The sequence below is a fragment of the Primorskyibacter flagellatus genome (assembly GCF_900176485.1).
Taxonomy (GTDB): Bacteria; Pseudomonadota; Alphaproteobacteria; order Rhodobacterales; family Rhodobacteraceae; genus Primorskyibacter; species Primorskyibacter flagellatus.
Genome location: NZ_FWYD01000005.1, coordinates 147,347 through 166,169 on the forward strand (window position 1 = coordinate 147,347; position 18,823 = coordinate 166,169).

An 18,823-nucleotide genomic window follows, 5' to 3' on the forward strand; every position below is an offset into this window, starting at 1 on the left:
GATCATTATGGACCCCCGCGCGTGTTGAGGATGGCCGAGGTGCCGCAGCCGGCGCCAACGGAAGATGAGTTATTGATCAAGGTTGTAGCCAGCAGCGTCACCACAGCCGATTGGCGGATGCGTGCTGCTGAATTTCCGGGGGTCCTGGCGGTGCCGGGCCGTTTGATGTTCGGGCTGTTTCGTCCGCGCAACAAGATCCTTGGCGGCGTTTTCGCTGGAAAGGTGGTCGAAGCCGGACAAGACGTCGACGGGTTCGCGCCGGGCGATCGTGTTTTCGGAGTGTCCGGCAAGGGCGCACACGCAGAATTTCTGACCATTGCGCAGGATGGGGCGGTCGTCCACACGCCTGACACCATCACCGATGAAGAGGCCGCAGCCACCCCGTTCGGTGCCTTGTCTGCGTTGGTATTCCTGCGCGATTTTGCCAGGATCACGCCGGGCCAGTCCGTGCTGATTGTCGGTGCTTCGGGCGGTGTGGGCAGTTATGCCGTGCAGATTGCCAAACGGATGGGGGCGCATGTGACCGGTGTCGCCAGTGCGGCGAACCATCTCTTGCTGCGGAACCTTGGTGCCGATGAAATGATTGATTACCGCGCCGAGGATTTCACCGATGCGACCAATCGCTACGATGTCGTGTTCGACACTGTAGGAGCGACAGATTTCAAGAGCATTCGCGGCGCGTTGAAGCCCAAGGGCCAGTTCATCCCTCTGAACTTTGGCATGAAAGAGTTATGGCAGGCGCTTTGGGCGAGGTTTCACGGAGGTCGGCGCATCCGGATCGGGGTTAGCGGCGATCGTCGTGAAGACATGCAACTGCTGGCAGGTTGGCTGTCTGCGGGCGATCTGCGCGCTGTCGTCGATACGGTCTATCCCATGGCTGATTTTGCCGAGGCACACAGTGCCGTCGAAACGCGCCATCGCAAAGGCACGGTTGTTCTGCGCATGTCCAGCACAGAAGCGAAACCTGCCGCGCCCGCCGCATGATGGAAAAAACCAAAAGGCCCGACGCGTCACGGTGCGCCGGGCCTTCAATAAGCATATGCTTAGGCGGGAAGGGTTGGCCCTGTCCGCTTCAGCGCAAGGTCAGTTCACCGATTGGGCGTCCACGACGTCCTTGTCGATCGCCTTGCTCTGACGGGAAATCTCGATCCGTCGCGGTTTCAGCGCTTCGGGGATTTCGCGCTGCAAGTCGATATGCAACATACCGTCAGCATGGCTGGCCCCAATGACCCGGACGTGATCGGCAAGCGCAAAACGGCGCTCGAACGCGCGGGTGGCGATGCCTCGGTGCAGGTAACTGTGCGCAGTCTCATCGTCGGCTTTGCGGGCGGACACGACAAGCGCCTGTTCCTTTACCTCGACCGACAGATCGGCGTCACTAAAGCCGGCAACCGCGATCGAGATGCGGTAGGTGTCATCGGCGGTTTTTTCAATGTTATAGGGTGGATAGCTGGACTGGCTGACATCATTGGCCAAGGCGCGGTCCATAAGGTCGGCAATCTGATCGAATCCGACAGTTGCACGATAGAGCGGTGCAAGATCAAAGCTTCGCATGGTCATCCTCCATTGAGCGATACCTATAGCGGCCTTCCATTTGCGGACAGGCCGTGAGTTGCGCCGGAACCTGATCATCAGCGTTCCGACACTGAAATAATTGGGTGGGGCAATAGGCGATTTCAAGTCCCGGATCCGCAGATTTTCACTGCGGTCCGGTCACCTTGGACGCAAGACGTGAGACGCCGACAATCGGCCACAAGGCATGACGTGCCGGGACGGAGGTACCCGCTTCAAGGCGAAATCTTGTCACCCACCGACAGAGCGCAGCACAGACGCCTGAATTGCGCTCATCAAAGTCTGCCCGATCAGGACGGTCGGCCCGCTGGCAAGGATGCATGCGCTGCCAGAAGGCTTTGTGCGATCAGTCCGGGCGTTTCGGGCCACTCGATCATCGGCGGCAATACCGGGCCACGAAATCTGGCGGCTTCGAACGCTTCGGGCAGGTCGATTTCGACATGGCCGGAGCGGAGCGCAAAATGGGCAAGGCATATGCTTTGTGCGCCCAGATCTCGGGCCGCGTCTGCGAGAAACGGCGGCTCTTCGACATAGCCTGTCGCGACGCTGCGAAAACCGCATCGCGTCATCATTTTCTTGGCGAAGCGTTGCGCGCTGTTGCGGCTGGTTTTGGAAACTGCGCTGCCATGTGCTGCGATCAGCAGATCGGTTTCCGCGACCTTCCAACCCAGCGCGCCAAGCCGATCACGCAAGACAGTCTCGGCAACGTCTTCCAAGGCCGGATCCACGCCGAAGGGCGACAGCATGGTCAGGCCCAGATCTGCGGATTTTCGGGCCAGCACATTGCGCGTGAAATAGCCTTCGGCCATGAAAAACGGATAAATCATCGGCGTGCCGAGCCGCGCGCATTTCTCTTCAAACCGCCCTTTGCAGGCAAGCGTCGCGCTGGAAACCTGCCAGCCGGGCAAATGCGCTGCGGCGCGCGCGGCCAGATCGGCCAGCAAGCGTTCCTGTCCGTCCGGGTCGGAGGGGCTTCCATGCGCCACGATCAGCGCAGTGGGGCCGGGTGAAGCAGAAGAGGGCATCGGTGAAGCGGTTCCTGTTTCAGATCCTGGGCGTTCGCAAGGGAATGCTATGAGAAACAAATATCGCAGCGATCCGGTCGGTAGTCCATAATTCCAATCCCGGTTTGCCGTCACGCAGTTCCCCGGCAGCAGAGTTGGAGCTGCAAAGGTCGATCGCCCATGCGGTGTCATGGATTGTCAGGGCCGGTTCACCCGGCAGGCGCATTGCGATCATAGGCTGCCACGATGGCCCGCGCCCGCTCTGCGACATCGCTGGCGGAGAATCCGGGTTTGTAGATGCCGGTTCCAAGACCAAAGCCAGTTACGCCGACAGCGAACCATTCCGAAAAATTATCCGGCCCCACACCGCCGACCGCATAGGTTTTCGTGCCCTGCGGCAGTACCGCCGATATTGCCGACAGCCCCTTGGTGCCGATCAGGAAGGCCGGAAAAAACTTTAGCCCGTCCGCACCATGGCGCAGCGCGGTAAAGCATTCGGTCGGCGTCGCGACCCCAGGATAGGAGAGGATGCTCAGTGCCTTGGTCCGGTCGATGACAGCGGGGTTGCAATCGGGGGAGACGATGATCGTGCCGCCCGCGTCGTGAACGGCCGTTACCTGCTCTGGCGTCAAGACGGTGCCCGCGCCCACTGTGGCTTGCCCCTCCAGACCGGACGCAAGACGTTCAATCGACGTCAGTGGGTCAGGCGAGTTCAACGGTACCTCGATGCGGTCGATCCCCGCATCGACAAGCGCGCGGCCGATCTCCAACACCTCGTCTGGCTGCACGCCGCGCAGAATGGCAATGATTTCCCGGCTCATGTTTTGCTCTCCATCTGTGCGCGAGCGGCGCGGATGCCTGCAAGCGACAGGTTGCCGCCGTCCATAAACCGCGCAGAGACGCCTTGTTCCGCCAAAGCCGTGACGTAAAGATCGCTTAACGAGGGCGCACCGACAATCACCACCTCACGTCCCAGCCAATAAGGTTTGGTGCCCGCCAGTTCGAGGCCAAGCAGCAGGCCGGACAGGCGGGCCTTTGAAACGTCCACGCCGGTTTCGTTCAACAAGGAGTCTGCGCGCAGGCCAAAAAGCCACGCGCTCAGGTTTTGCGGCGAAGATATGGCATCACCGACTGCGGCCTGAAAGCTCTGCGCGTCCCAGCCGTCGCCCGCCACGGCGAACCGCAGCACCGATTGCCGCGATAGCAGGGCAAAGATCTCTCCGGTCATGCAGGTGCGAAAGCTGACAATCTCGCCCGCGCTGATATGCACCCATTTGGTATGCGTGCCGGGCAGGCAAAGGATGCCGTCGAAACCCGGCTCTGTCGCCAGAAAGCCGCCGATCTGGGTTTCTTCGCCGCGCATCACATCCGCTGGACCGGACTGTTTGACGCCGGGGAGGATGGATACGTCCAGCCGTGGGTCCGCAGCGGTTGCAGACACGGCATCCGCCAGACCCGGCGGCGGGCAGGGGCATGTGGCGTAGGGTGCCTCCACCCAGCCTTGCCGCGCGCCGACCATGCCGCAGGCGATCACCGGCACTTTGCCAGTCTCGGGAAGGTGCTGGCCGACCAGTTCGATCAGCGCCGGTTCAAACCCCGCCGGATCAAGCGATCCCATGCCCTTGTCGCTGGACGCCGTGGCGCGCACCTCGCCCCGTTCGTCAAAGATCCAGGCCCGCACGTTCGAGGTGCCCCAATCGACGGCGATCCAGTCTGCTTGCGTCATTTGCGGTATATCCTTCGGCGGGCCGCCACATCGCCCATCGCGCGGGGCAGACGGCGTGAACCTATCAAGGCCTCACGGACGGTCAAGGCTGTTGCGAATGCAAGTGCCGACCAGTCCCCGGCGCTGGAGAAAGAACTGCCCGGGCCACCTCTACGCCCCTCTTTTCTCTAAGATGCGATCCGGCAAAGCAGGTTCCCTGCGGAGAACTCGTCGGATCACTGCGCCCATTCGCCTTGGCGGAACACCGGCACGGTGGTGCCATCGGGCAAGATGCCGTCAATATCCGTCTCTGCCCCGCCGATCATCCAGTCGACATGGATCATGCTGGAATTGCCGCCCTGCGCGGTGATCTGCTCTTCCGAAAGCTCTGCCCCGTTCAGGAAGCATTTGGAATAGCACTGCCCAAGCGCGATGTGGCAGGCGGCGTTTTCGTCAAATAGCGTGTTGTAGAACAGCAGGCCGGATTGCGAAATCGGCGAGCTATGCGGCACCAGCGCCACTTCGCCCAGGCGTCTCGCACCCTCGTCGCTGTCCAGCAGCTTGTGCAGCACGGCCTCTCCTCGGGATGCCTTGGCCTCGACGATCCGACCGCCTTCAAAGCGGACCTTGATATCCTCGATCAGGCTGCCCTGATGCGCCAGCGGTTTCGTGGCGCGGACATGGCCTTCGGTGCGGGCGGCGTGGGGTGTGGTGAACACTTCCTCGGTCGGAATGTTGGGGTTGCAGACAATCCCGTTCTTCGACTCGGAGGCACCGCCATGCCATTCGTGACCATCGGCCAGACCGACGGTCAGGTCCGCGCCCGGCCCGGTGAAATGCAGCGCGTCAAACCGCTGGCTGTTCAGCCATTCGGTGCGCGTCCGCAGCGCGGCGTTATGGTCGGCCCATGCCGCCACGGGGTCATCATTCTTCACCCGCGATGCTGCAAAGATCGCGTCGGCCAGCCTGGCCACCGCCTCGTCCTCTGGCAGGTCAGGGAATACCCGCCGCGCCCACCCGGCCGAGGGGTAACTGGCGATCGACCAGTTGATCTCGAAATTGGATATCTTGCTGAGTGCGGGCTTGTAGGCGATGGAATTGGCCTTCCCTGCGCGGGACACCTTTTCGGGATCCTCGTCAGCCAGCATCATCGGATCTTCGGCAGAGATGGCCATCCGCGCGGCACCCTTGTCATAGGCTGCGGCCATGCCCTCGTACAGCCAACCGGGCGCGCGATCAAAGCTGTCGTCCGTGGCGTTGTGATACCGCGCCAGCGTGACCTCGGCATCGGAAAGGATCGGCGTGACCAGCCCGGCCCCTGCGCGATATGCGGCAGCGGCGACGCGGCGCACCAGCGGCAGGGCCTCTACAGGGGCGGTCAGCACAAGGTCCTGACCCGGTTGCAGGTTCAGCCCGGTGCGTACGGCAACCTCTGCCAGCCGGTCGAGCAGTTGTGGATCGATGGGGGACTTGGTCATGGGATCTCCTTGCGCGGTTGCGCGCAGATTCTGTCAGGGGATGCGGAAGGTCAAGCGGATGGTAAAATCACGCCGCCGCAGGGGTGACGCGCAGGCCTTTCAGGACATCTGCCGCGATTTCGAAGGACCGGATGCGCGCGGCGGGATCGTGGATCATGCCCGTGACCATCAGCTCGTCCGGTTGATGCGTCTTGATGATTGCTGACAGCTGCCGCGCGACGGTTTCCTTCGATCCGGTGGCCGACACAGACAGCGCGTGACCGACCTGCGCCATGATCGCAGGCGGGATCTCTTGCGTGACATCCGTCACCGGACGCGGCAGCTTGCCGGGGCGGCCGGTGCGCAGCCGGGCAAAGGCCAGCATCTGCGAGGATTTCAGAAATGCCGCTTCCTCGTCCGTCTCCGCGGCGCAGACCCCTGCGGCGACCATGACATGCGGGCGGTCAAGGTGAGCTGAGGGCCGGAACGTGGCGCGATAGGTGGCCAGCGCCTCTTCCAACATCGCGGGTGCGAAATGCGAAGCGAACGCGTAGGGCAGGCCCAGATAGGCCGCCAGTTGCGCACCATACAGGCTGGACCCGAGGATCCAGACCGGCACATGCGTGCCTTCGCCGGGGATGGCCTTGACCGGGGCGGTCTCTGCCGGATCGGCGAAATAGCCCAGTAGCTCCTGCACATCCTGCGGAAAGCTGTCCTCGGGTGCCATGTGGCGGCGCAGCGCGCGGGCGGTTGCCATGTCGGTGCCCGGCGCGCGGCCAAGACCAAGGTCGATCCGTCCGGGGTAAAGCGTGGCCAGCGTTCCGAATTGTTCGGCAATGACCAACGGCGCATGGTTGGGCAGCATGATGCCGCCCGCGCCCACCCGCATCGTTTTGGTCGCGGCGGCAACATGGCCGATGACCAGTGACGTGGCAGCACTGGCGATGCCGGGCATATTGTGATGCTCGGCCAGCCAATAGCGATGATAGCCCGCACGTTCCGCGGCACGCGCCAAATCGACGGTATTGGCAAGGGCATCGGCCGCGGAGCCACCTTCGGGAATGGGCGACAGGTCGAGAAGGGAAAATTGCTGCATGAGAACCTCCGGTTGTCGCTTAGGTAAGGGGTGCAGAGGCCCCGGCCAAGACCGGGGCGGGTAATTCTCTGTCCCAGCGGGTGTTCTAAGGAACAGGCGGGCGTTCAGCGAAACCGTGGCGCGCGCTTGTCCAGGAAGGCCCGAAGCCCTTCGGCCGCGTCCGGCGTGGTCACGGACAGCGCGGCGCAAAGGCTCTCGGCAAAAAGCCCGTCTGCCTTTGACATATCGTCGATCCGCGAGATCGCATTCATCATCAGATAATTGGACATTGGTGCATTGCGCGCGATCTTGCCCGCCAATTCGCGTGCAAGCGCCATGGATTCGCCTTCGCCCACGCTGTAATGACACAGGCCAAGCGCCAGGCCTTCGTCGGCGGAATATTTGCGCCCGGTCAGCATCATCTCTGTCATGCGATCGGCCCCGAGTATGCGCCCTACGCGCACAGTGGCACCGCCGCCGACAAAGATGCCGCGACGGCCTTCTGGCAGTTGGAACATGGTCGATGGTTCGGCAATACGCACATGCGTGGCGGCCGCGATCTCAAGCCCGCCGCCGATGACAGCACCGTACATCGCCGAAACGACTGGCAAGCGGCCAAACTGGATCTTGTCCATCACGCTGTGCCAGTGCCGTGAATGATAAAGCGTATCTTCGCCACTGCGGGCAGTGTGTTCCTCCAGGTCGAGACCAGAGCAGAAATGCCCCCCGGTCCCGGTCAGGATCGCCACCTTTGCCTGCTCTGGCGGGTTGGAAAAGAAGGCGTCTATCTCGTTCACCAACTGATCGCACATGGCGTTGCGTTTGTCGGGGCGGTCTATCGTCAGCGTTGCGATGTCGCCATCCAGCGCGATTTTCAGCATCTCGTCGGCCAAGCAACCCTCCTGCGTCGTCGGACATCATTCCCCGGCGCGCCGAGGGCTTTCCAACCTGTTTTAGATCATAACGATTTCTGAATAAACATCAAAGCGCTAGAGGACGTTAGGACAGGCGGCGGGTGGGGTATGCCCCGCTGTGATGGTCATTCAGGTTCGCTCAGCGTCAGCGCAATTGGCTCCAGCCCGTCTATGCCGCCGGTGATGCGGTCGCCCGCAACCACCGGCCCCACGCCAGCCGGCGTTCCTGTCAGAATGACATCCCCAGCACGCAGATGATAATAGGTGGACAGGTGCGCGACGATTTCGTCAACGGACCAGACCATCTCGGCAAGGGTGGCGTCCTGGCGCGTCTCGCCGTTGACTTCCAGATGAATGCGCTGTGGACCCAATGCACCCAGATCTTCTGCCTGACTGAGCGCCGCGAAGACCGCGCCGTTTTCCACGTCCTTGCCCAAATCCCAGGGGCGGCGGTGGTCCTTGCCCACTTGCTGCAAATCGCGCCGCGTCATGTCGAGCGCGCAGCCGTAGCCAAAGATTGTGCGGGCAGCCTCGTCACGGCTGGCACGGAAAGCCGGTGCGCCGATCGCGATTGCCAGTTCCATCTCGTAATGGAAATCTTGGGTGCCCGGCGGATAGGGAACGGTACTGCCGCTTGCCACATAAGCCGAAGGCGTCTTGGTAAAGTACCACGGCGCGTCGCGATCCACTTCATTGCCCATTTCGGCCGCGTGGGCGGCATAGTTGCGACCGACACAAAAGATCCGGTGAATCGGAAAACGCGCGGACATCCCGATCACAGGGATCGCGTTTACCTTCGGGGCGTCAAAAATATAGCCAGTCATTCTGTCGTGTCCTCGTGTCTGCTGAAAGGTATCGGAAGCGCCGTCAGAGGGTTGCGTCCATGAAATCGCACCTTTCTGCGCAAGGAGCAAGAACAGCGGGCATCGGGGCGGCGATATGATGGCCCATGCCGCTTTAATGGACGCGTGACTGGAGAACCCGAAATATCCGTCCTGTATGTGTCTGGATAAGCCGCATCATCGCTTACAAGGTCTCCCTTTATCGGATCTGCGTGAATGAGTTTGCTTTTGGGGTGAAGCGTTGTCACGAGCACAGCCCCCTTGGTCCGTCGTCGTTCGGGACAACTTATTTACCTTTCGAAAGGAAAAGAGGATTTTCGGGGTTGACGGTCCCCATCTCTCTTTCTAGATACGCCGCCTAGTGGGCCGTTAGCTCAGTTGGTAGAGCAACTGACTTTTAATCAGTAGGTCGATGGTTCGAACCCATCACGGCTCACCACTTTAATGCTTATGTGAGCAATCACGACAGAACCCCCTCTCAGTCAGGGCGATTTTCCTTTTGCGTCAAGTTTGGGTTCCATTTGCCGGGTTTTGGGTCAAGCACCCGTTGACCGGATTGCGGTAACTGCGATGAAAAGAACCCCGTCCCGACGCGGAACCAGAAGTTCTGCGTCAAGATGGCGGGTTCATTGCATGCGCCCGCGTGACGGAGACGGAAATTCAGGAGCCGGATCAGGCTCGGGGCTGGAGGTTTATGTCAGCACATGGTTAAGCAGGGGCATCAGTTTAAGCGGAGCCGACCATGCATATAGCAGTTTTGATCGCGCGTCAGGGTGGCTTGGACCCGGCATTGGCAGAAGCGTTGCGCAATGCCTGGGGCGGTTCGGATGTCAATTGGCTGGCACCGGATGAGGCGGCGGAATTTGCGTTGGAACATGTTCCGGGCAACCTGTGGCAGGTCTGGGAGGATCTTCAACAGCAGGGTGTCGATCTGGTTGTTTTGCCCGCAAAAGGCCGGCGCAAGAAAATGCTGCTTGCCGATATGGACTCGACCATGATCCAGCAGGAATGCATCGACGAACTGGCCGAAGAGGCTGGTGTCGGTGCCCATGTCAAGGACATCACCGCACGCGCGATGAACGGCGAACTGGATTTCGAAGGCGCGCTGACCGAACGTGTGGCGCTTTTGCAAGGGCTGGATGTTGCGGTCATCGATAAGGTGTTGGAGGCGCGCATCACGCTGATGCCCGGCGGCGCGCAACTGGTCGCGACGATGAAAGCGCAGGGCGGCTATGCGGCGCTGGTCTCTGGCGGGTTTACCGCTTTCACCGAGCGGGTCGCGTCCCTATTGGGGTTCAACGAAAATCGCGCGAATACTTTGATTGTCGCTAATGGGAAGCTGAGCGGCGACGTTGGGCGGCCCATTCTGGGACGTGAGGCCAAGATCGAGGCGCTGGAACAGATCACAGCAAGGCTGGGGATTGCAGAGGCGGATGTGATCGCGGTGGGTGACGGGGCCAACGATCTGGGCATGCTGGGCCGTGCCGGGACCGGTGTGGCGTTGCATGCCAAACCAAGTGTGCAGGCGCAGTGTAATTTCCGTATCAATCACGGAGATCTGACAGCCCTGCTTTACCTGCAAGGCTATGCGAAGTCAGAATTTGTGTCGTAAATTTCAGGTCGGAAAAAGCGTGTGCGGAGGGCGAACAAAGCCGACCTCCAGCCCGCGCCGGTTCAGCAATGTCGGTGTCATGAAGTTTGTGACATCCGGATGGTCCGCGTCCAGCACGCCCATCTGAACCAATGTCGCGGCGATCGCGCATTCGGCAGCGCGGGTGGCACCGTCAGCCGCCTTGACCGCGATGCCCATGCCGCGGCCCGGCAGAATGGCGATGAAAACACCCTCTGCCCCGGTCTTGGCCACAAGCGGCTCTTTCGCGGCCCGCATCAGCAGAGTGCAGGCGCGGCCTTTGCCCGCGACATGCTCTGGCCAGGCGCGCATGGCGGCGGCCAGACGGGCGGCGGCGCGGCTTAGCGGGTCATTCCGGCTGTGGGCGGTGGCGAAAAATGCCATTGAACGGGCCAGCGCATGCATTGACGTCGCGAAATTCGGTGCCGAGCAGCCGTCAATGCCAAAGCCCGGCGAGGTCATTCCAGTGACCTCTTCAAATGCGTCGCGGCAGGCCAATTGCACGGGATGAACCGGGTCGACATAGTCAGCGCCTGCACCAAGATACTGCGACAGCGTCAGAAACCCCGCATGTTTGCCCGAGCAATTGTTATGTACCTGACAAGGTTTCTGGTCGTCGCGAATCATCTCAAAGCGCAGGGCCTTGTCGCGGCTTGGCTCGGTCCCGCAGCGAAGGTCGTCATCGCCAAGACCCAGGTCCGCGAGCCAGCGATTGACCTCTGTCACATGCAGCGGCGCGCCGGAATGCGAGGCACAGGCCAGCGCCAGTCGCGTTTCGCTTAAACCCTGCGCATCGGCGGCACCGGAGGTCACCAAGGGCAGCGCCTGAATCATCTTGCACGAACTGCGCGGAAAAATCACGGCTTCGGGGTCGCCAATCGCCTGAACCACCTGACCGGAGCCATCGCATACCACGATGTGCCCCAGATGCTGGCTTTCCAGAAAGGCACCGCGCCACGCTTCGCAGATTGGTTGAGGTTGGGTCATAGGCGGGCCTTTGCAGTCTGGGCGCGGTCACGGCGAATTTATGCCGCCGGGGTCTTTCGTCCGTATCGCGATTCAGGCTAGAATGCTTTTATCGAGAAGGAAACGGGTGTTTCCCGCAATAATCAAAGGCCGCTGGACGGTTGGGACATCCGAACGTAATTGAGGCTTAGGACAGCTGGAGGCTGGACATATGATTTCACGTTTTGCGCGTTTGGCAGCCGCGGCTTTCATGGCACTGGCCGCGACTGGCGTTGCCGCGCAGCAAGAAAGCACCAATCAGGTCAACGCGATCACCGATTGGAGCGTTTTTGAGGGCAACGACCCCCGCGAATGCTGGGCCGTCACGACCTACAAGGAAAGCGTCAACACCAAGGGTGGGCGCGTTGTGGCCGTGACCCGAGGCGACATTCTGCTTATGGTGTTTTACCGTCCGGGTGCCGAGGTGCAGGGACAGCTGGCCTTTACCGGCGGGTATCCCTTCGCGGGCGGATCAACCGTTAACGTCAATATTGGCGGCACGGAATTCGAACTGATCACCGATGGCGAATGGGCCTGGCCCGCATCGCCGCAGGATGATGGCAAGATCGTGGCTGCGATGAAGCGCGGGGCCGATGCCGTGCTGACAGCACAATCTTCGCGCGGGACACAGACCAAGGATACGTTCTCCTTGCTGGGGTTCACTGCCGCGATCGAGGATGCCGAAAAGCGCTGCGCCAGCTAACGCTTTCCGTATGCCACTGTGACAATGAAGCAGGCCTTTCCACATCGGAAGGGCCTTTTCGTACTTGGCCCTTTGGCTTTGCCGCGCGAATCCTATATGTACCCGCATCCACCTTCAAAGGACGTAGACCATGCCCGCCAGCGCGCCGATCACGCAAGACGTTGCCACCATTCCACGCAAGATGCCGGAAGGGCCGGTGAATCTTGTCGGGTTGACGCGGGACGGGCTGCGCGCCGCGCTGATCGAGGCGGGCACACCGGAGAAGCAAGCCAAGATGCGCGCCGGTCAGATCTGGCAATGGCTTTATCATTGGGGCGTGCGCGATTTCGACCAGATGACCAACCTGTCCAAGGATTACCGCGCGATGCTGGCCCGGACCTTCGTGATTTCACTGCCAGAGGTGGTGACACGGCAGGTGTCGAATGACGGCACGCGCAAATATCTGGTGCGGATCGCGGGCGGACATGAGGTCGAGGTGGTCTATATCCCCGAGACGGATCGCGGGACGCTGTGCATTTCCTCTCAGGTCGGGTGCACGCTGACCTGTTCGTTCTGTCACACCGGCACGCAAAAGCTGGTCCGCAACCTGACCGCAGCAGAGATTGTCGGGCAGATCATGTTGGCGCGAGACGACCTGGACGAATGGCCGAAACCCGGTGTCGGTGCTAACGACGCTGGCCCCCGCCTTCTGTCCAATATCGTTCTGATGGGGATGGGAGAGCCGCTATATAACTTTGAGAACGTCCGCGACGGGATGAAGATTGCGATGGACCCCGAGGGGATCTCGCTGTCGCGCCGCCGCATCACGCTGTCAACCAGCGGAGTCGTTCCCGAGATTGCCAAGACGGCGGAAGAGATCGGATGTCTGCTGGCCGTCAGCTTTCACGCCACCACGGACGAGGTGCGCGACAAGCTGGTGCCGATCAACAAGCGCTGGAATATCGAGACGCTTTTGAACACGCTGCGTGAATACCCGCGTCTTTCGAACTCTGAACGGATAACGTTTGAATATGTGATGCTGAAAGGGGTGAATGACAGTGACGAGGACGCGCATCGGCTGATCAAGCTGATCGAGGGCATCCCCGCCAAGATCAACCTGATCCCGTTCAACGAATGGCCGGGCGCGCCATATGAACGGTCGTCAAACAACCGCATTCACGCGTTTGCGGATATTATCTACAAGGCCGGATATGCCTCGCCAATCCGAACCCCCCGGGGCGAGGACATTATGGCCGCCTGTGGCCAGTTGAAATCCGCGACAGAGCGGGCCCGCAAGTCCCGCGCGCAGATCGCGAAGGAAACCGGTCTGTAAATTCAATTCAAGCGTGGCGCGGTTCCGGAGGGGTTCCCAAGCCGCGCCATATGGTCCGCTCAGATTTAGGCCAGCAGGTCGTAGATCTGGCCGGCGATCTGTATGTTGATCTCGGTCTGATCGCCGCCATCAACCAATGCCCAGAGTTTTTGCCCCGTGGGTTTGTATCCGATGAAGGCTTCGGCGACATTGGGATCGTCCGCCCCTGGCGTGATCGCGAAATTCACAACGTAATCCGAGGCTGAAGATCCGCGGATGCCGCTGAGCAAAACGTCACCCTGCGCGGCGTTGTAGTCCTTCACCCAATCCGTGTTGTGAAGTTTGATCCCGGCATGGAAAAACAGGTCGGCACCAGTGCCGCCGTGCAGCCGATCGTGACCAAAGCCGCCATTGATGAAATCATCGCCGTCGCCGCCGATGATCTTGTCACCCCAATCCGACCCGCTCAGGACATCATCGCCGTTGCCGCCATGGAGCGTATCTGCGCCGAAGCCGCCAATAATGGTGTCGTTGCCATCGTCGCCATGCAATCTGTCATTGCCATATCCGCCGTCGATATGGTCATTGCCACGGCCCGCAAACACATCGTCACGCCGGTCTCCGCTTGTGTCACCGCCCATGATCGAGTCGTTGCCATCCCCGCCTATGATCGTATCCTCGCCGTCGCCGCCCAGCATGATGTCGGCAAAGCGTGATCCGTTCAGGCGGTCATTGCCGAGGCCACCCAGAAGCGTTGTGGACGGGCCCGTCGACGTCAGGACGTCGTCGCCCTTGTTGCCGTTCAGAGTTTCCGTGCCATCCCTGCCGACGATGGTGTCGTCTCCGGCAAGACCGGCGATATAGGCTCTGCCATAGTCAGATTGCATATAGTTGCTGATCTGCGCCCCAAGCGGCACGTCGATTTCCATATGATCAAAGACAAACCCGTCAACCAGATAGATTTCGTCCGCATTTGGGTCGTCGAGGTCAGAAATGAAGTCGCCGGTCGCGCGGAGGATTTCGGTATTGTCAGGCGCACGCAGGATCACGTTGTCGATCCGAAGGCCGCTCAATGCGCTCGAGTCCCCGCTTACGTCGTCGCCAAACAAGCTAAGCATCGGCACTGCACTTCCCAGATCGGTTGGGAACCGTCCGTTGACCGACAGTGTGAAATCGTCGATTCTAACGCTCACTGTATTCCGGCTGAAGCTTGCCGAAATCAGTTCGGTGCCGGATTGCGAAAGTGACAGGCTGGTGACCTGATAGGCGGCAAGCACCGCGGTCTGTTCGGCGATTTCCGCATCGGTCAGGTACTCTGAATCCGACAGTGAAATGATCGCAAACATGGTTTCAAGTATGTCTGGCAGGCTGGTCGGCAGCGCCCCTTTGATGTCCAGTCTGATGTCGTCATACCGGACCTGTAAGGACGACGGTGTAAGGCTGATGCCCAGAACTTCGGTCCCGTGATCCGTGAAGGTCAATCCCGAGACTGTCCCCCGGACGGTTCCATCTTCAAACGCGCGGCTCAGCGCCTCGATCGATGAGGTCGGTGCAAAGCCGCGACCAAGGATGTTCATCGCATAGCCATTATCACTGAACGACAGCCTGTTTGACGATAGCGAGACGTCAGGGTCATCGCCGAATACCGGATCGAACGACGCCAAAGAGTCGTCGAAAGACAGCGCCCCCAGCGCACTGAGGTCGAAATCGTCGAAGTAGTCGAGATTGCTGGATGAAACGCTGACCGTTACCGTCATATTAATGCCTCGTTAAAGAATGTTTGTCGTGGTGGAATATGCCCTGACGCGAATTGCGTCACAACTTCAATAATGATTGTGGTTTATTTTTGACAGAAGGTTCGGCTTTCCGTCATTTCGTGGGTCAGCCCGGAATGATTTCGAACTTCGTCACATCGACCATACCGCGATCGGTGATTTTCAGTGCCGGGATGACGGGCAGGGCAAGGAAGGCCAGTTGCAGGAAGGGTTCTTCCAGCACGACACCAAGCTCTTTGGCCGCTGCGCGCAGGTCCGTCAGCCGGTCGCGGACCTCTTCGAATGGTGCAAGACTCATCAGCCCCGCGACGGGCAGGGCGAGTTCTGCCAGGATATTCCCATCGCAGACGACAACAAACCCGCCTTCGATCTCTGCCAGCCGGTTCGCCGCCACCGCCATGTCGGCATAATCCGCGCCGACACAGGCGATATTGTGATGATCGTGGCAGACGGTCGAGGCAATTGCCCCTTTCTGAAGCCCGAATCCACGGACAAAGCCGGTGGCGATATTGCCGTTTTTTCCGTGCCGTTCGACCACCGCAATGCGGATCAGGTCGCGGGTGGTATCGGGGGCCTTGTCACCATCGACGATGGCAATGTCTTCGGTCAGATGCTGGGTGATGATCTTGCCTTCGACAATGCCGATCACATCGGTTGCTTCGCGGTTTCCGGTGCTGCGGAAACTTGCCTCTGTCAGCTTTGGCGCAGTGACAGAGGCGCGGCCGACGGGTTCGACATGACCTCGTGCGTCAAAAGCGGCGGTGCCGACGCGCACCCCGCCGCAAAACACCAACTGGGCGTTGCACTGCTCCAGGCTGTCCAGCGCCACGATATCGGCACGCTTGCCGGGGGCGATCAGCCCGCGATCCTTCAGGCCGAACGCCTCTGCCGCTGAAAGCGAAGCAGCGCGATAGGCCGCGAGCGGCGGCGTGCCAAGCGCGATCAGCGTGCGGATCATGTAATCAAGATGGCCATATTCAGCGATGTCCAGCGGATTGCGGTCGTCTGTACACAGGCACATGTAGGGCGCTGTCCGCTCCGTAAGCACTGGCTGCAACGCGTGCAGATCCTTGGAAACAGACCCTTCGCGGATCAGCACGCGCATGCCTTTTTGCAACTTTTCGCGGGCCTCTTCGGCCGTGGTCGCCTCGTGTTCAGTGCCGATCCCCGCAGCGATATAGGCGTTGAGGTCGCGCCCCGAGAGTTGCGGACAGTGCCCGTCCACATGGCCACCTTCGAACAGGCGCAGCTTGGCCATCGCCTGCGGGTCGCGGTGAATGACGCCAGGATAGTTCATGAATTCGGCCAGCCCGATGCCCGACGGGAGGCCCATCAGCCCGGCCAGATCCTCGGCCAGGATTTCAGCACCGGCGGTTTCCATATGCGTGGAGGGCACGCAAGAGGACAGCTGAACCTTGATATCCATGACCGTGTGTTCGCTGGCCTGCTGGAAATAGCGGATGCCATCGGTGCCCACGACATTGGCGATCTCATGCGGATCACAGATGGCGGTGGTCACACCGCGCGGCGCAACACAACGATCAAATTCAAAGGGCGTGATGCAGGACGATTCAATATGCAGATGCGTGTCAATGAAGCCTGGCACCAGTATCAGCCCACTGACGTCAATCACCTCGCGGCCCTCGTAATTGTCACAGGTGCCGACGATGGTGTCGCCAAGAATGGCCACGTCGCCGTCCAGCAATTCGCCTGTGATGAGGTCCAGAATCCTGCCGCCACGCAACACGGTATCTGCGGGCTGATCGCCACGTCCTGCGGCAATGCGGGTTTCCAGTTCTGGCATGTGGGCCTCCTGTTGCGTCGCCCCCAGCAGAGCGGAAAGTCGCATAAAGGTCCAGTGGCCGCCTGCAACCAAATTACGCCGTTGTGCGACGAAAATTCAGTTGCACGGGCCCGATGCATAACACATCGCACATTGGGTGCGTCGTTCATCGCGCGGTGCATGGGCGCGCTGGCAATTCGGGGTCAATGTTGCCTGCGTCTTCGACAACTTTCGGAAAACGGTGTCGAAACAAGTCGAAAGCTGGCCGAGGCACCCGTCTGCCCAGAGCGTTTTCGACAAAGACGGGTGGTGATCTTGCGGAGGCATGGGGACGAATCAAGGGTCGGATGCCCGCATACTTACGCAGAAATAGCATGGGCCTAATTGTTGACAGGTGACGAGCCGGGTGCGTAGATTTCGTCTGGGGGGAGAAAAAAAGACATGCCTGAAAGCACAGGTTGGACTCGCAGAAGAACTTTAAAATGCACTGCGAGCTTTGTCATTGGACATAGGCATGCAGAGGGTATCGACCGCCGCCGGTTCGGGGTGGGCAACAATTCCGTGCGCCCGCTGTCGACGTTCGGCACTCTAATGGCGTCGCCTTCTTTCCGGGTGCCCAAGAAGCAGGTTTGCCGGGGTCGCGAGACGCGACAGAACGCGCCGCGCCGCAGATCGGCCCAGCACGCATCACGAATTTCCGAACGGCCGCGCGCGGTTGGTCGCCCGCTTGCGCGGCGTTTTCAGAAGCAAAATGTTCTGGTGCAAGCGACAAAAACCTCTTTCGCCGAATGCGTGGCTTTTGCTGAAATACCGGATCACCGCCGGGAGGCCGTAGCCGTCATCTCGACGGATCACAGTGCATCTCTGGCGTTGACCTTTGCAATCCATGCGGTCATCGTTCGGATAGTTATGCCAAACGACCTCCACATATGCGTCGCGAACCTGGCGTTCGAGGGGACGATGTTCACTATGTCGAACGACAACATGAACCGTGATGTCTTGGCGAGTGCGCGAAACATCGAAGTGCAAAACCGGACCCTGCAAGAGTTCGGTCGATCTGATCAAGAAACTGGAACCAACGTAAAGGAGTATATCTATGTTTAACAAATTGGGACTGGGCGCTGCTGTCATGGTCGCGGGGGTCGCGATGGCACCTGCTGCGATGGCGCAGGATTTCATCACCATCGGGACCGGCGGCGTGACCGGTGTCTATTACCCGACCGGAGGTGCAATCTGCCGTCTGGTCAACAAGGGCCGCAAGGATCATGGCATCCGTTGCTCTGTAGAGTCGACGGGTGGTTCGGTTTACAACGTCAACACAATCCGCGCGGGCGAGCTTGAATTCGGCGTCGCACAGTCGGACATCCAGTATAATGCCTATGAAGGTGTCGAGCAGTTCGACGGCGAACCGTTTGAAGGTCTGCGCTCGGTATTCTCGATTCACCCAGAGCCGTTCACAGTTGTGGCGCGCGCCGATGCAGGCATCTCCTCTTTCGAGGACCTCAAGGGCAAGCGCGTGAATATCGGTAACCCCGGTTCCGGCCAGCGCGCCACGATGGAAGTTCTGTTGGAAGCAATGGGTTGGAGCGCTGGAGACTTCGCTTTGGCGACAGAGTTGAAAGCGGCAGAACAGTCCGCAGCACTTTGCGACAACCAGATTGACGCGATGGTCTACACGGTCGGTCACCCTTCCGGGTCCATTCAGGAAGCCACCACAGCGTGCGATTCCGTCCTGGTTAACGTAACTGGCGAAACCGTTGATAAACTGGTCGCGGATTATCCGTTCTACCGCGTCGCGACGATCCCGGGTGGTATGTACCGTGGATCGGATGAGGACGTCACAACCTTCGGTGTTGGTGCCACCTTGGTGTCTTCGGCTGATGTGTCCGAGGATGCGGTCTATGCTCTGACATCTGCGGTCTTCGAGAACTTTGACGACTTCAAGCAGCTGCACCCGGCTTTCGCCAATCTCACCAAGGAAGAGATGGCAAATGACGGTCTTTCCGCGCCGCTGCATCCGGGTGCCGAGAAATACTACACTGAGGCTGGCCTGATCGAATGATTGGC

Annotated in this window: 17 protein-coding genes and 1 tRNA gene; 7 read left to right on the top strand and 11 right to left on the bottom strand. The window is 60.2% G+C overall.

Annotated features, from left to right (window positions below):
- The first annotated feature begins 72 nt into the window (after positions 1-72).
- Positions 73-984, top strand: coding sequence for an NAD(P)-dependent alcohol dehydrogenase (locus B8991_RS10015; protein ID WP_179141465.1), 912 nt, complete (start codon positions 73-75; stop codon positions 982-984).
- A gap of 99 nt (positions 985-1,083) precedes the next feature.
- Here B8991_RS10015 and B8991_RS10020 read toward each other — a convergent pair whose 3' ends face one another.
- The 8 genes from B8991_RS10020 to B8991_RS10055 all read right to left on the bottom strand — a co-directional run bounded on the left by B8991_RS10020 (position 1,084) and on the right by B8991_RS10055 (position 8,551).
- Positions 1,084-1,554, bottom strand: a complete 471-nt coding sequence (locus B8991_RS10020; protein ID WP_084352909.1) for an Hsp20 family protein — start codon at positions 1,552-1,554, stop codon at positions 1,084-1,086.
- A 308-nt stretch (positions 1,555-1,862) separates the two neighbouring features.
- Positions 1,863-2,597, bottom strand: a complete 735-nt coding sequence (locus B8991_RS10025) for a sirohydrochlorin chelatase (RefSeq protein WP_084352855.1) — start codon at positions 2,595-2,597, stop codon at positions 1,863-1,865.
- 188 nt (positions 2,598-2,785) lie between these two features.
- Positions 2,786-3,397, bottom strand: a complete 612-nt coding sequence (locus B8991_RS10030; RefSeq protein ID WP_084352856.1) for a 2-dehydro-3-deoxy-6-phosphogalactonate aldolase — start codon at positions 3,395-3,397, stop codon at positions 2,786-2,788.
- Positions 3,394-4,302, bottom strand: coding sequence for a 2-dehydro-3-deoxygalactonokinase (locus B8991_RS10035; protein WP_084352857.1), 909 nt, complete (start codon positions 4,300-4,302; stop codon positions 3,394-3,396). Before B8991_RS10035 ends, B8991_RS10030 begins: the two co-directional genes overlap by 4 nt.
- A 215-nt stretch (positions 4,303-4,517) precedes the next feature.
- Positions 4,518-5,759: an aminopeptidase gene (locus B8991_RS10040; RefSeq protein WP_084352858.1), complete on the bottom strand. Its 1,242-nt coding sequence runs from the start codon at positions 5,757-5,759 to the stop codon at positions 4,518-4,520.
- Between the two features lie 67 nt (positions 5,760-5,826).
- Positions 5,827-6,834, bottom strand: coding sequence for an LLM class flavin-dependent oxidoreductase (locus tag B8991_RS10045; RefSeq protein WP_084352859.1), 1,008 nt, complete (start codon positions 6,832-6,834; stop codon positions 5,827-5,829).
- A gap of 104 nt (positions 6,835-6,938) precedes the next feature.
- The gene (locus B8991_RS10050; RefSeq protein WP_084352910.1) at positions 6,939-7,694 is read right to left on the bottom strand and encodes a crotonase/enoyl-CoA hydratase family protein; all 756 of its coding nucleotides are present in this window, start codon (positions 7,692-7,694) and stop codon (positions 6,939-6,941) included.
- A 158-nt stretch (positions 7,695-7,852) separates the two neighbouring features.
- Positions 7,853-8,551 carry a fumarylacetoacetate hydrolase family protein gene (locus B8991_RS10055; RefSeq protein ID WP_084352860.1) on the bottom strand — a complete coding sequence of 233 codons (699 nt, stop codon included), beginning with the start codon at positions 8,549-8,551 and terminating at the stop codon, positions 7,853-7,855.
- Between the two features lie 381 nt (positions 8,552-8,932).
- Between B8991_RS10055 and B8991_RS10060 the strand changes: the two genes are divergently transcribed.
- Both B8991_RS10060 and serB read left to right on the top strand, forming a co-directional pair.
- Positions 8,933-9,008, top strand: a tRNA-Lys gene (locus B8991_RS10060).
- Between the two features lie 303 nt (positions 9,009-9,311).
- Positions 9,312-10,181, top strand: a complete 870-nt coding sequence (gene serB / locus B8991_RS10065; RefSeq protein ID WP_084352861.1) for a phosphoserine phosphatase SerB — start codon at positions 9,312-9,314, stop codon at positions 10,179-10,181.
- A 3-nt stretch (positions 10,182-10,184) separates the two neighbouring features.
- Here serB and B8991_RS10070 read toward each other — a convergent pair whose 3' ends face one another.
- Positions 10,185-11,186: an asparaginase gene (locus B8991_RS10070; RefSeq protein WP_084352862.1), complete on the bottom strand. Its 1,002-nt coding sequence runs from the start codon at positions 11,184-11,186 to the stop codon at positions 10,185-10,187.
- 190 nt (positions 11,187-11,376) lie between these two features.
- Between B8991_RS10070 and B8991_RS10075 the strand changes: the two genes are divergently transcribed.
- Both B8991_RS10075 and rlmN read left to right on the top strand, forming a co-directional pair.
- Positions 11,377-11,907: an invasion associated locus B family protein gene (locus tag B8991_RS10075; protein WP_412780699.1), complete on the top strand. Its 531-nt coding sequence runs from the start codon at positions 11,377-11,379 to the stop codon at positions 11,905-11,907.
- Positions 11,908-12,037: 130 nt separating this feature from the next.
- A complete protein-coding gene (rlmN, locus tag B8991_RS10080; RefSeq protein ID WP_084352863.1) occupies positions 12,038-13,219 on the top strand; it encodes a dual-specificity RNA methyltransferase RlmN in 1,182 nt (393 codons plus the stop codon).
- Positions 13,220-13,284: 65 nt separating this feature from the next.
- On the opposite strand, the gene B8991_RS10085 is transcribed toward rlmN, so the two are convergent.
- Together B8991_RS10085 and ade are read right to left on the bottom strand one after the other, a co-directional pair.
- Positions 13,285-14,955: a calcium-binding protein gene (locus B8991_RS10085; protein WP_084352864.1), complete on the bottom strand. Its 1,671-nt coding sequence runs from the start codon at positions 14,953-14,955 to the stop codon at positions 13,285-13,287.
- A 124-nt stretch (positions 14,956-15,079) separates the two neighbouring features.
- On the bottom strand, positions 15,080-16,777 hold the full coding sequence (gene ade, locus B8991_RS10090; RefSeq protein ID WP_084352865.1) for an adenine deaminase: 1,698 nt from the start codon (positions 16,775-16,777) through the stop codon (positions 15,080-15,082).
- A gap of 420 nt (positions 16,778-17,197) precedes the next feature.
- On the opposite strand from ade, the gene B8991_RS10095 reads away from it, so the two are divergent.
- On the top strand, positions 17,198-17,860 hold the full coding sequence (locus B8991_RS10095) for a hypothetical protein (protein ID WP_143514548.1): 663 nt from the start codon (positions 17,198-17,200) through the stop codon (positions 17,858-17,860).
- Positions 17,853-18,818 carry a TAXI family TRAP transporter solute-binding subunit gene (locus tag B8991_RS10100; RefSeq protein WP_084352867.1) on the top strand — a complete coding sequence of 322 codons (966 nt, stop codon included), beginning with the start codon at positions 17,853-17,855 and terminating at the stop codon, positions 18,816-18,818. The genes B8991_RS10095 and B8991_RS10100 overlap by 8 nt, the downstream gene beginning before the upstream one ends.
- Positions 18,819-18,823: the final 5 nt, after the last annotated feature.